Here is a 13,439-nt window from a genome sequence, read left to right as displayed (position 1 = left end):
TTTTTACTCTTTACTCTTTGAAATCAAAACATCTTATATTATTTATATTTAAATTAAGATATAAAATGTTTATAAAGATTACAATAGTTAAAGAGTAAAACTGTATGTTCGAACGTAGTGAGTTTACAGTTTTAGCCATGGAATATGACAAAATCATATTAATTCTTTGCGCAAGCTCATCTAAGCATCGGATGACTGACCACTTAATTTCAACACAGTACTTTAACAGAGCCTAAATTATTTATCTTTATAATCTGTACAGCTTTCGAAGAGAACATATATCATATCAGCACATTTATCAATACACAAATCAATATTCTTTATTTCATTATCGTAAAGAATTTTGTGACAAGCATCTTCAATTAATAAAAAAGAGTAATGTAGAAATATATTTTCTTCCTCCTCATTCTTAAAAGGAATTGACAGTGATCTAAAAATTTCTCTTGTTCTATTTATTCGATTTTGCTCCTGCTCTTTTCTTACTTTTGCTATATCCTCGTCTAGTAGTGCTAAGGCATCCATTTCGTCATGAAAGGTTTTAGAAAAATCATGATAGTCTATCATCATTTTGGTAAAAAGTTTAAAAAGCTTTTTTGACAACTCAGAATTATGCAACTCTTTATCTTCATTATTAATCCAGAACTCTCTGGTTGGATAATTAAACTTTTCGCTTACTTTTTCAATTACCTTTATATAAATCTCTTTCTTGTCCTGAAAATATGCATATACTGACCCAGTCGCCACATTAGCTTCTTTAGATATATCCGCTGTGGTAGTATTGTAATAACCTTTTTCATTAAATAACTTATAAGCTGCATCTACTATTCTATTAAACTTTTCTAATGCTCTTTTTTGAGTTGGTACTCTTGTTTTTCTTTCCATGTCCATCACCTAACTTAATAATAAATTAACATAAAATAAAAGTCAATAAAATATGAAATTCATTTCATGTATTGACTTTTATATTTTTCCAGTTTATTATTAAAACATGAAATTAATTTCACATTCATATTCACATTTATTATTTTTGGAGGTTATTATGAATAAAAAAGAAAAAATCTTAGCTTTTATATCTTTAGCAATCGCATGCTTTTTAACTGTATTAGATGGAACTATAGTAAATGTATCACTACCAACCATGGCAACTTACTTTAATACCGACATGGTAGGAATCTCTTGGGTAAGCACAGCCTACCTAATACCTTTCTCAGCACTTTTGATAAACTTCTCAAAGATAGCTGATATCTTTGGAAGAAAAAAACTGTTTATTGCTGGACTTTTCATCTTCGGATCTGCATCTATATTCTGTGGTCTCTCAACTACTCTACCAATGATAATAATTTTTAGAATACTTCAAGGTATTGGTGCAGCAATATTAACACCACTATCTATTCCTTTAGCTATTGAGGTGTTTGGTAAAGACGCTATATCTAAACTTGCTATCCTTATTGGAATGATAATTTCTGTTGCAGCAGCATCTGGCCCAGTGGTAGGTGGAATTTTGAACGAAGCCTTTGGTTTCAAGGCAATTTTCTATGTAAATACTCCCTTCATTGTGATTTCACTTCTCTTTGGCATAAAGTTTCTTAGAGAGTGCTATGACAAAACTATTGAAAAAAAGATAGATTTTGTAGGTTCAATATTACTAGCTTACGGAATTGGAGCATTGACCTTTCTACTTGTAAAAGGTAATGACTACGGATGGGGTAGTACAAGAATAGTAACATTGATTGCAACCTCAGCTGTAGCTATACTTGGCTTCTTGGCATATGAATTTAGAGTTAAAAACCCTATGATAGACTTTAAGCTATTTAAAATAAAGAGTTTTACTTCCTCTATAATCATAATCGGGGTAATATTCTTTGCATACATGCCTATATCCTATTTGATGAACTTCTATCTTGAAAAACAACTAGGCTATACAGTATTGAAGTCAGGGCTTATTCTTGGAGTCGTAAGTGGTATTTCCTTCTTTATGTCTCCGATCTTCGGAATAATTTCAAAGAAGTTAGGTGCTAGGGTAACTTCTCTACTAGCAATAGTTTTTGTAACCCTTGGAGACTTCATGTTTGTATTTATGAATAGTACTAATAATATGAAGACTATCTACAGTGCATTTATTCTTGTTGGACTTGGCATAGGGGCAACCTCTCCACTTTATCAGAGTGCTTTTGAGGAAGTTTCTCAAGATAAAAATGGCCTTGCCTCTGGAATATTGAACAGCTTTAGGCAGTTAACTGCTTGTCTTGCTATTGCACTTGTGTCCACCTTAAGCTCTCATTTCACTACTGTAGCAATAGACAATACAAAAAATAAAATAATAGACTCAGTTAATAAGAACACAGTACTTGAGCAACAAGTGAAAACTACAATAAATGACAAGATAATGACTTCAAACACAAATTCAAATACAACTTTTTCTAAAGAAAATGCTGATAAAATGATTGCCGCACAAGAAAAACAGGTTTTATCTACTGTTCCTGATAAGATGAAAGCAGAAGTTAAAGCTAAATTCTTGGTACAAACAAAGGAAATTTACTCAATAATAGATGAAGCTTCTACTATAAAAGCTGATGAGAGCAATAAGGTTTATAATAAGTGTTTTCTAATCACAGCCATTGTTGCTGCTTTAGGCCTACTAGCAGTACCTTTTAATAAAAAAAGAGCTGAAGATCTACCAGAAGGAGAATCTGAAGTAGCTGTATAGTTTAAATAAAATTCTCCATAAAAATCCCCCTTATCTATTAATTTAGAAAGGGGGATTTTTCTATATATTTTTTGCCAATATTCTTTAGAACTGGCATTATTACTATAAATTCTTATATTCTTAACTTGTTATATTCTTTTCTTCTTATATTCTTTTAAATTTATAATCATAAGATTATTTAAAGTTCTAGCTTTAAATTCTTAACTATTTTATAGGATTCTATTACCGAAACTTAATATACTCATGTTTCGAAATCATATCTTCTTAGAATTGTCTGGCATGTCCAAATTATTATTTGAAGTTGAGACAATATGAAGATATAACCATTCAAAAAAATTTGTATAGCAAGTAATTTTGCTTTAAAAGTATATATCTGAAAACTCAATCTCCATTCCTTGAATTAATCTATTATCATTTTCCATAAAATTAGTGTTGGTAAGGACATCTCCTTCAGACTTACGCTTTTTACTAATCTTCCTATTTGGAAACATTACAGTAAATGTACTTCCAATACCCTCCTGGCTATCTAGAAGAATATTTCCCTCTAAGGCCTCCACTAGCAGTTTAACTAAATGGAGCCCTAGCCCGGTTCCTTCTGCTTGACGAGATAGTGTGGTATCAGCTTGTCCAAACTTCTCAAAGATAATTTCCTGCCTACTTTTAGGTATTCCTATGCCTTGATCTTTAACTTCTACACATACCCAGCTACTACCAGAAGCTCTTTTAGTATATATCCGCACCATGATATCCTTATCATTTGAAGTAAACTTTAAGGCATTTGCTAATAAGTTTAATATAATTCTTTCATATTTTTCTTCGTCCAATCCAATCTCTTTATATTGAATAGTTGATTTAAAGAAAATATTAATATTTTTTTGCTTTGCGTATAGTTCTACAGACTTTATTATAGCTTTAGTGACGTATACAATATCTAAATTCCTCTTATCTATTTTTATGTTTCCGGAGCTTATTTTGGTTATATCTAAAAGATTATTTACTAACCTCAACTGCCTATTAGTATTTTGCTTTATGCATTTTAGATACTTAGCAACTCGAGAACTAAATTCATCCTTGCAGATAAACTCAATTGCTTGCAATGCACTATATATAACTGTAATAGGGGTCTTAAACTCATGAGTAATTAAGTACAAGAATTCATCCTTAAGCTTCATAGAAGCTTCCAAAGCTTCATTTTTCTCTTTTTCATATCTTATTCTTTCTTCATCATGGTTCTTAATCTTTTGATGATACTCTATCATATCTGTAATATCTCTATGATTTGATACTATAGCTATAACGTTATTGTATTTATCTAAAATGGGAATTGCATTAATTTCCACGTACTTCAATGAAATAGAATCTTTTATTATAAGTTGCCTGCTTCTTACACATTCTCCCTTTGCTGCTCTCTGGGTAGGTAAATCCTCTAGCTTTATTGGTTCATTATTAAAATCCAAAAATTCAACATCTGAATTCTTACCAAAGATGCAGCCTTTATGCTTTATACGCGGATATAACCTCAATGCTGCCTTATTTAACAGTGAAATATTGCAGTTCTCATCATATACTATAAACGGATCGGTTATGTTATCCAAAATAATCTCTAAAAACTCTTTGTGCATCCTTACTTTTCTATCTTGCTCGTACCTCTCACTTACATCCCTTAGTGATACTAATGCATAGGCTAACTTTCCTTCTTCATAAATCGGTGTTCCACAATAGCTGTAATATGCAGTTTTATCTGGTCTAACAACTTTAAGTATGATGTTATCAATGCTCTCACCTCTTAAAACTCTTGCAGTAGGAAGCTCATCAATATGAAGTTTTGTACCGTTTTCATAATAATAGTCAGTGTGCTTTAGACTATCTCCCAACTTTCTAAAGTTATCTATATCATAAAAATAATCAGATGTTCTTCTATTTAAGTAACTAAAATATCCATCTGGATTCACTATAATAAGTGCGTCTGTCATGTTATCCGTAATAGCCTCTAGTTGGTTCTTTTGAGCTCTTATGATTTCATTTTGCATCTCTATAGTCTTTCTATACAGCACTGCTTCAGTTACATCAATAAAATTACAAAATATATATTTAACCTCCTCTTCAATCTTTATAGGAGTTATGAATGAATTCCAATAACACTCACCCTTTATGTAATGATAATATTTGAATTCTTTATCTTGAGCAGTCTTTCCAGTTTCAATTGCTTCTTTTAATACTTTTTCACCTTCACTACCGCTCCAATCCGCATGGAATTCATATATATATTTACCAATCAAGTCAGTAGTATGAGCATTCTCCCCTCCCCAGCCTACAACATATGTATTATTGCATCTTATTAATTTTAAATCTGGAAAAGTAAATACACATACAGCAGAGGTTTCGCTCTCCATCAATTGTTTAAGATATAAATCATTGTCAATAATATTATGCTCCAAGATTATGCCTCCATTCATATATAGGTAACCCACTTCATTTTTTCATTGTAATAGTACATCTAAACATCATAATTTACCTAGATATAACACATTTTTTATTTTCAACACTTTAAATATACATCTTTTTACAATACACTTCCACGGATATTGCTCGACATTTATTGCTTGAAATTCCCAATATATTATCACTTATTATGTATTTCTTTTTAAAATCCTTTTTTTCTTAAAGTATAATATTGTTTTTTATATATTCCTATAGTAGTTTTAAATATAACGCTTACCAATTCCCTAAATATGTAAAATAGTATTTTTCTACTTCATATAGATCAAAGCTTAAGCCATCTATGGCTTTGTTTTCTTTATAATATTTCTTAAGCTCTTTTATTTCTAATATTTTTTTCATTATCATCACCTCAATATCTATATTAGTCTCTAGGCCTAATGCTTGTAATCAACCGAAAGGTTGATTGTTATAGTTGAGTTAAACAAAAAAAAGGAACCCTTTGTTGAGTTCCTTTAAAAAAGCTTTATTACTAGCACTATTGTTTAATAGATATTATTTAAAAATATTTTTAAGCTTCTTGAGTTTGTACCTCACTATTTAATGAAACTGAAGTTTCATCATTCTTTGGAGGCATTATTACATTTTTAATTGCATTCTTTTGAGCTTCAGTTATTGTGCCACTTGTAACTAAAGTATCTAATGGATCAACAAATCCTGATGCATCAGAACTTGCGCTTTTCTCCATTGCAGTTTTAAGAGCAGTTTTTACAGCACTTTCTTGATCAGAAGAAATCGTTCCACTTGAAACTAAACTACTTAACTGATTATCAATTTGTGGAGCTCTTTCTGATCTTTTATGATGATGCGCTTTTGCTGCATCTTTAAAGGCAGACTTAATTGAATCAGCCTGATCTTTAGTTATTACACCACTACTTATAAGTGACGTTATTGGATTTGTTGGCTTACTGCCATATGTACCTGCTATATTTGATTGTCTCATCGTTGAGAAAGCATCTTTAATAGCAGTTTCTTGATCTTCAGTAATAGTTCCATTAGTAACTAAGCTGCTTAGCGGGTCAGTAAAACCAGAATTTTGAGTTGCTTGTATTAAATTAGGATTAGATTGATAAACGTCTTGATCCTCATAATCATTACGACGAACCTTTGATGTTTGTTGATTTGAGCTTGAAACTTGTGTAGTATTTCTTATATACCAGCTATTAGAAACTCCACTTATTGTTGACATACTATCAACTCCTCTTCACATATTTTATCTAAATTTTAGACTCCATAATCAAGTATACTTTTAAGTTGTTTGTAAAATATCAAAATAATGTGTGAAAAATATGTGACTGAGGTAAACTAAGCCAAGTCCTTATCCTGAAAATTTATTTATTCAAACTCAACCTTACCGTAAAAAACAAAATCCATATGAAAATTACAATTGTTTTTTCCTCCAAACATTGAGTTTGCTCCAATTGCTATATGATATGTTCCACTAGCTTTTTCATCTAAAGGAGTATACCCTATGATTTCTGTGACATTCTCATTTAATCCTATACCAAATTCACACAAAATATCTGAACTGGGAGGAAGAGTTTCTAAGAATTCATTAAATATATCTGAATTGGAATTTACAATTTTACCTTCTTTAAATTCTAACCTTAATCCTTCAATTTTCACATCATCTAAAAATACCTGATCTATTAGAATTGATCCCTCAGCAGAATTTTCAACAGGTGCTATATATACCTCACCACAAGGCAAGTCGCCATCACCAGCATCTATATACCAAGCTCTATCTTTCAAAGATAAACTAAGCTTTTCATTATCTCCAGTTATTATTGTTGTTGCAGTATTCTTCTCTAGATCACCTACTAAAGACTTAGCCTTTATATACAATTTATCGTAATCTATATCATAAGCTTTTACCATCCTAACTTTATATTCTTCCTCATTCAATGCACTTTCCAAGGCATTTTCAGAGGTAGGAATCCTTAACTGTACAAACTTTTCCTTTGTAGCTAAAACCTCAAATAATCTTTTCATATAAGATCTATACAAATCCAATTTTTCTTTTGGGAATTCGTCATGTGGTCTTACTGGTGCACAAGCACATAGGTCAACTACAACATCTACCTCCTTAAAGCACTGAAAACTTTCTTTATTTATTTCTTTTTCCTCTGCTTCTGCGAATAAATTTTTATAATGAATCCTTGAATGCTGATACTCAATTGGTATTGCTCCATTGTTTTTTACTGCAGTACTAAATTTATGAAGAAGTTCTTTGTAGTCATCTTCTCCCCATAATTGAAGCAAAACCTTATCTCCTTTACTTATCTTAATTGCTTTTACAAGCTTTTCTACTAAATTATCATCAAACATATAACTTCCACCCATAATTTTTATTATTTCTTAACAACCCTATAAATACCATTATGTCTCTCTAAGAGATTTTCAGATACTAAGGCTCTTCTTATAGTACAGAAATCCTCATTAAAGTCAGCAATAATTATATTTACCTCTTTCTCTGTATATTCTCTTCCCTCTCCAAAGTTTTTTAGCAGTTCTTCTAATATTATTCTTCTTTTCTTTTGCTGCACTGGAATAGATTTTAAGGTGCCATATTGAAAAAAACTTTCAATAACCTTTTTTCTATATTCCTCTTCTCTCTGTTTTTCTAAGGTCTTATCTGAAATGTCTGTTTCAATTAAATCTTTCAATGATAGATTTAGTACTTCGTAATTAATAGAATACATCACATAATACTGCTCTTTCTTTGAAGTGACTAGGCCTGCATCTTCTAGCTTTTTTAGATGGAAGGAAACCGTTGAAGGAGCTAGTGCCAGCCTCTCAGCAAGAAGCTCAACATACATAGGCTCTTTAATTAAATTATTTATTATAAGTAGCCTAGATTTATCTGAAAGGCATTTAAATAACCTTATTGAATCAAATTTATCCATAAAGCTCTTCTCCCTTAAACTGTTTGCCTTGTATAAAACTTTGTAAATGTGTCTCTTATTCTTTCTGCTGTATCTATTTTTAATTCTTCAAGAAATAAATTATAAACATCTTCATTTGCTTTAGCCTTCTCATAATTTATCCTCCAACTTGCCGGAATCCTAGTAAAAAAATTTAAATAGATTTCTGATAACCTTTCATATAGAGCTTCATCATCACTGAACTGCAATCCATACACCTTTTTAACACTTGCGTTGAACACCGTCTCAAATATCTCATAAATATTTAGTCTAACTTTTTCATGTATAGCTTCGTCCTTTGCTTCTGAAGTATCTAATTTTTCTATGGTCTTCTTTATAGCTTGTTGATTTTCTTTTAGTTCTTTTGTAAAATCCTCAATTAAAATCTCAATCTTCATAATATCACCTCCCAAGAAACTAATATCCTTATATGTAATATTATAACAACCAAAACGAAATAGTCAAATCTATTTTGATACTCATAGAATTAAAATGTAATTTATGTTAAATGCTTTAATAAAAATTAACCAGTTAGTCATCCAATAAAAAACTTTATATTTTAACTTACAATAGAAATGGCTTAGCAGTTCATAAACTGCAATTCTTACAAACTTATTAAGATTTGTGTAAATTAGCCAAATTTCTAAGCTTACTTCGTATATCCTTATTGAGAGGTGATTTTATGGATTATAATACTATAGAAAGATTAGTGCTTTTATGTAAGGAGGAAAATGCTGAGGCAAAAGAAGCCTTAGTCGATGAATTTACTCCTTATATAATTAACCTAGCTAAAAGAACATATATCAACTGTTATGACTTTGAAGATATCAAAAACGAGTGCTACTCAACACTTTTTAAGTGCGTAAAATTGTACGACATGAGAAAACATAGATTCGTTTCTTATGCCACAATAGCTATAAGAAATTCAGTTAATCTTCTTATTAGAAATTCTTTAAGTAAGAAGCCAAAGGAAGGTATAGAATATGTAGATATTGATGAAAAGATAGACAAATTAGAGATTTTTGATGATTTAAATATCGAGGACCTTATATGTGATAAGCTCCTATTACTTAATGTAGACAAGGCATTAAAAAACTTATCTAAAGAAGAACGGGATTTAGTTATCTATATATATTTTAAGGATTACACTTTTAAGCAATATGCTGATTTGAAATGTATTTCTTATTATAAGGTAATGGGAATGAAGGAAAGAGTATTAGGCAAGCTTAAAATTAATGCGCTTTATAACAACAGTTCACATTCTAAGAACTTACTTAACTAAGCTGTATCTCTAAAACTGTAAAGTCTCTTTATAGTAGGATCCTCTAATATATAATATGATAATATAAATTCCCTGAAGCTACGATTACTTTAGGGAATTTATTTTTGCCTAGTATCGAAATAAGCTCTAATTTTATGACAAGGGAGTATCCCTAGATTTGTGTAAATCAAATGTAGGGATACTCCCTCTGCATTTTTATATTATGCTTATTTCCATTAGTTTTATACTAGCTTATAGAACATAACTTTTCTGAACCTAATTATTGTCTCATTATGCATACAGCTTTTTATTGATATCTATTTTTTATATATTTTTCTTGTAATTTAACTAATTACTAATATGTCTTTCCATAAATAAAGGATTTGTAATAAAGCTTGATGAAATTACTCTTATAACCGTATACATAAATTAAGTTATAATTAGGTGTAACTTTTTCCAATTATCTTCGAATAATTAATGTAATAAAAAATAAGGGGGAGAAAAATGCAAGAGGATATAGACCTGATTCAAAGCTTTAAAGCCGGCAATGATGAAAGCTTTGAATTACTGATAAAAAAATATCGAGCAAATGCTATAGCTTTTGCATTTAAGTACACCAGAGATTTTTTCATTGCAGAAGATATTGCTCAAGATAGCTTTGCATATATTTACGTAAATATAGATAACTATAAAGAAAACTATTCCTTTAAGACTTATTTGTTTACCATAATTAAAAATAAAAGTATTGATCTTTTAAGGAAGAAAGTACCTTTACCACTAAACGAAGATATCAATTCTCTATCCTCCTTCAATGTGGAGGAAGAAATAATTTCAAGGGAAACAACAAACTTAGTTAAAGGAAAGATCAATCTATTAAAAGAAGATTATCAAAGAATACTTTACTTAATTGAATACGAAGGTTTTAGCTATGAAGAAGCTGCTAAAATTATGGATAAGAATTTAGGTCAAATAAAAATCTTAATCTATAGAGCTCGAAAGAAATTAAAATTGCTGCTAGAAGGTGAGGTATAGCTATGGAGGAATTTAATAAGATTGATAAGGATTTTATAAATGGTGTTTGGAGGAAGGTTCGCGTTCTTGAATTTGAGAAAAAAGAACAAGAGCTAATAAAAGAAAATAGAAAACTTCAGTTTAAGGAAACAGTTAGGTTAGTTCTAATTATTTCTATTCCAATGCTTTTTATTTTTATACCTTTACTAATTTTAACAAAACTTGCACTATTTTCGCTAATACTAACTGGAATATACTTATTAAGTGCAAGTATATTTTATGAATACCTGCAAACCTCTAGCAATTTAAGGAGGATTATAAATGAGAATAGAGATAAAAAATTTATCTAAAAAATATGGTTCAAAGCATGCCCTAAATAACATAGTTTTAGAAATACATCAAGGTATGTTTGGACTTCTAGGTCCAAATGGTGCTGGGAAAACTACTCTTATGAGAATTCTTACTACTTTGATTAAAAAAAGTGATGGTTCTATTACTGTTAATGATATTGATATTACAGAAAAGTCAAAGATTCGTTCTCTTGTTGGATATCTTCCTCAGGACTTCTCTATATATCCATCGATGAGTGTATATGAAGCTATGGACTACTTAGCTATACTTTCTGGAATAAAGGACCGAAAGTTTAGACACTCAAGGATAAGTGAGCTTCTTAAATGTGTAAATCTAGATAAACACATGAAAGTAAAATTTAAAGCTCTTTCTGGTGGCATGAAGCGTAGGCTTGGAATAGCACAAGCACTACTTCATGATCCAAAGATCTTAATCGTTGATGAACCTACAGCAGGACTAGATCCTGAAGAAAGAATACGTTTTAGGAATCTTTTATGTGATTTTGCCATAGATAGAATTGTTATTCTCTCTACTCATATAGTTGAAGATATTGAGTTTACCTGCGAAAACTTGGCAATATTAAAAGACGGATCAGTATTGTATCAAGGAAAAGTCAGCGATTTACTTAAAAAAGCAGAAGGGAGTATTTGGAGTACAACAGTAGATCGCAATGAATTGGAAACCATAAGAAAGAAGCATACTATTATCTCTACAGTATCTGAAGGCGAAAACATAAAGGTGAGAATCTTATCAGATTGCAAGCCTACTGAAAACTCAATCTGCCTTAAGCCTTCTGTAGAAGATGCCTATATGAAGCTTGTAAAGGAGGTGTGATTATATGCTTATAACATTAGTTATTAAAGAAATTAAGTACCAACTAAAGAGCATAACTTTTTATCTTTTCCTAGCAATTATCACCCTATTCTATGTATCTCAATTTTTGCCATCACTAACAGACTTTAAAAAACCCATACCTGGGCAAAGTTATTATGGAAGTGCCCCTACTACAAATAAAGAAGATGAAATTAAAGCAGTATATAAGCAACTAAATCTAAATCTCAGTGTAGGAACTGTTTTAAGATATGGTAAATTTATTAATAAGATGGTTGTTCTTTCCGAAACAGATAAAGAAAATATTAATAAGGCAATAAAAGCTATATCACCTTATGGAGAACAGGATGGCAAGCTTAATATAGCCGTTTCTTATGAGGAATATTTAAATATTGTTAGGACTCTAGATAAACAATTAGGTGGTTCTACAGATTTTGGCGATGACCATAGAAGTATGTTATCAAAAAGGCCTATGACCTACGAAGAAGCTCTAAACGCCTACAATAAGACAGTGAATATAGACAAATTATCTAATGCTTCTGCTAGACTTTTCTCAGATTATATGGGCATAACTGCAGGACTATTCACAGTGTTTTTATCTGCTTTTATATTGACTAAAGACAAAAGAACAAAAACTTACGAGGTAATATACAGCCGTTCAGTTTCCTCTGCCACATATATTTTATCAAAATATATTGCTATATGTTTATGTGTCTCCTTAGGCTACCTTTTACTTGCCTCCTATTCAACCTTTTTAACTATTAGAATGTCAGTTTTAAACAATTATCCTATAGATTATTTATCCTATTATAAATATACTGTTACTTGGATACTACCTACTGTATTCTTTAGTAATGCGCTAGGCATGCTGCTTTCTGCTATTTTTAACAACGGAGTTGTTGCTATAATAATACAATTTGTAATATGGATTAATTCCTTATTACCTTTAAGTGGAGATTACACTCTATTAAAACCAATAATTAGATTTAATTCACTTGGTTATTATGATGACTATGTATCCTATGCTAAAGCCATAGAAACAAATAGAATTTTCTACTTAATATTATCCTTAGTAATCGTTGTTGCTAATATATGGGTACATTCTATGAAAAGAGGTGCAAATGATGGAAGTCTTAAAAAGCTCTTTAAGCTTCGTAAAATACAACATTAAGGTAAGTTTGAATCTAAATGTTGCTGTAGCTTTAGTCTTCGTTTTATTTCTACCTTTTATCTTTAGCTTTAAGTTAATAGATGCTTTTAGTATGGCTAAAATCAGCGAACTTTTTATATCTATTACCGGTATTATACTGTTTCCCTATCTAAGTAGCTTAGATGAAGTAGACAATATTGGTGAGGTCACCTCTACCAAAAGAATCCCCTATATTTACGCTTTTTCAACACGTTTAATTTTTGTTGTTTTATTTAATCTACTTTTAATAATTTTTGCAACCACCATAGCTAAGATACAAGGTGCTGACTTTCCTCAATTAAAGTTCACTTTTTCTATACTAGTAACCTGCTTAACACTGGGCTTAATCGGACTTACAGCAGCACTATTAACCCACAGTATTGCTGCAGGTTATCTACTTCCTTTTAGTTACTACGCCTTTGAGTTCTCTACAAAAGGCCAATATACAAAGAACTTTTATCTATTTAGCTTGCTAAAAAATAGTTACACTGAAAAATTCCACCTTCTAGCACTACTTTTAATATTGATCTGTATTAACATAATGCTGATTCTAAGGAAAAGTTAAAATTATTGGGCTATGTTAGAATACTATATTGAAATTAAGTTGTTCAGCATATGATTCGCTTAATTCTCTAATCGCTTGAATTTACTAGCTAGGTGCTTTAT

At 30.5% G+C, this 13,439-nt stretch carries 15 protein-coding genes; 8 read left to right on the top strand and 7 right to left on the bottom strand.

Annotation, left to right across the window (positions count from 1 at the left end):
• Positions 1-104: 104 nt before the first annotated feature.
• Complete coding sequence (locus tag C1I91_RS29410) at positions 105-236, top strand: hypothetical protein (RefSeq protein WP_275051662.1); 132 nt, start codon at positions 105-107, stop codon at positions 234-236.
• A 1-nt stretch (position 237) separates the two neighbouring features.
• On the opposite strand, the gene C1I91_RS13480 is transcribed toward C1I91_RS29410, so the two are convergent.
• Positions 238-882, bottom strand: a complete 645-nt coding sequence (locus C1I91_RS13480) for a TetR/AcrR family transcriptional regulator (RefSeq protein WP_128213355.1) — start codon at positions 880-882, stop codon at positions 238-240.
• A 157-nt stretch (positions 883-1,039) separates the two neighbouring features.
• Between C1I91_RS13480 and C1I91_RS13475 the strand changes: the two genes are divergently transcribed.
• Positions 1,040-2,707 (top strand): DHA2 family efflux MFS transporter permease subunit, encoded by a 1,668-nt coding sequence (locus tag C1I91_RS13475; protein ID WP_128213354.1) that lies wholly within the window; start codon positions 1,040-1,042, stop codon positions 2,705-2,707.
• 359 nt (positions 2,708-3,066) lie between these two features.
• On the opposite strand, the gene C1I91_RS13470 is transcribed toward C1I91_RS13475, so the two are convergent.
• The 6 genes from C1I91_RS13470 to C1I91_RS13450 form a co-directional block, all read right to left on the bottom strand.
• Positions 3,067-5,145 carry a sensor histidine kinase gene (locus C1I91_RS13470; protein ID WP_164880533.1) on the bottom strand — a complete coding sequence of 693 codons (2,079 nt, stop codon included), beginning with the start codon at positions 5,143-5,145 and terminating at the stop codon, positions 3,067-3,069.
• Positions 5,146-5,422: 277 nt separating this feature from the next.
• Positions 5,423-5,548: a hypothetical protein gene (locus C1I91_RS29405; RefSeq protein WP_275051661.1), complete on the bottom strand. Its 126-nt coding sequence runs from the start codon at positions 5,546-5,548 to the stop codon at positions 5,423-5,425.
• A gap of 169 nt (positions 5,549-5,717) precedes the next feature.
• Positions 5,718-6,395, bottom strand: a complete 678-nt coding sequence (locus C1I91_RS13465; protein ID WP_128213352.1) for a hypothetical protein — start codon at positions 6,393-6,395, stop codon at positions 5,718-5,720.
• 146 nt (positions 6,396-6,541) lie between these two features.
• Positions 6,542-7,534, bottom strand: a complete 993-nt coding sequence (locus tag C1I91_RS13460) for an aminopeptidase (protein ID WP_164880532.1) — start codon at positions 7,532-7,534, stop codon at positions 6,542-6,544.
• A 23-nt stretch (positions 7,535-7,557) separates the two neighbouring features.
• The gene (locus C1I91_RS13455) at positions 7,558-8,112 is read right to left on the bottom strand and encodes a DUF2087 domain-containing protein (protein WP_128213350.1); all 555 of its coding nucleotides are present in this window, start codon (positions 8,110-8,112) and stop codon (positions 7,558-7,560) included.
• A gap of 14 nt (positions 8,113-8,126) precedes the next feature.
• A complete protein-coding gene (locus C1I91_RS13450) occupies positions 8,127-8,528 on the bottom strand; it encodes a hypothetical protein (RefSeq protein WP_128213349.1) in 402 nt (133 codons plus the stop codon).
• Between the two features lie 284 nt (positions 8,529-8,812).
• On the opposite strand from C1I91_RS13450, the gene C1I91_RS13445 reads away from it, so the two are divergent.
• The 6 genes from C1I91_RS13445 (at position 8,813) to C1I91_RS13420 (ending at position 13,338) form a co-directional block, all read left to right on the top strand.
• Positions 8,813-9,412: a sigma-70 family RNA polymerase sigma factor gene (locus tag C1I91_RS13445; protein WP_128213348.1), complete on the top strand. Its 600-nt coding sequence runs from the start codon at positions 8,813-8,815 to the stop codon at positions 9,410-9,412.
• Positions 9,413-9,895: 483 nt separating this feature from the next.
• The gene (locus C1I91_RS13440) at positions 9,896-10,423 is read left to right on the top strand and encodes an RNA polymerase sigma factor (RefSeq protein ID WP_128213347.1); all 528 of its coding nucleotides are present in this window, start codon (positions 9,896-9,898) and stop codon (positions 10,421-10,423) included.
• A gap of 2 nt (positions 10,424-10,425) precedes the next feature.
• Entirely contained in the window at positions 10,426-10,752 is a 327-nt protein-coding gene (locus C1I91_RS13435) for a hypothetical protein (RefSeq protein ID WP_128213346.1), read from the top strand.
• Positions 10,724-11,587 (top strand): ABC transporter ATP-binding protein, encoded by an 864-nt coding sequence (locus C1I91_RS13430; RefSeq protein WP_128213345.1) that lies wholly within the window; start codon positions 10,724-10,726, stop codon positions 11,585-11,587. Before C1I91_RS13435 ends, C1I91_RS13430 begins: the two co-directional genes overlap by 29 nt.
• 4 nt (positions 11,588-11,591) lie before the next feature.
• Complete coding sequence (locus C1I91_RS13425; protein WP_128213344.1) at positions 11,592-12,755, top strand: ABC transporter permease; 1,164 nt, start codon at positions 11,592-11,594, stop codon at positions 12,753-12,755.
• Positions 12,709-13,338 (top strand): hypothetical protein, encoded by a 630-nt coding sequence (locus C1I91_RS13420; protein ID WP_128213343.1) that lies wholly within the window; start codon positions 12,709-12,711, stop codon positions 13,336-13,338. The genes C1I91_RS13425 and C1I91_RS13420 overlap by 47 nt, the downstream gene beginning before the upstream one ends.
• The last annotated feature ends 101 nt before the right edge of the window (positions 13,339-13,439 follow it).

The sequence above is a fragment of the Clostridium manihotivorum genome (assembly GCF_004015185.1).
In the GTDB taxonomy this organism is placed as follows: Bacteria; Bacillota; Clostridia; order Clostridiales; family Clostridiaceae; genus Clostridium_AR; species Clostridium_AR manihotivorum.
Note: the sequence above shows the minus strand (reverse complement) of the source record. Positions and strands in the feature narration are given on the sequence as shown.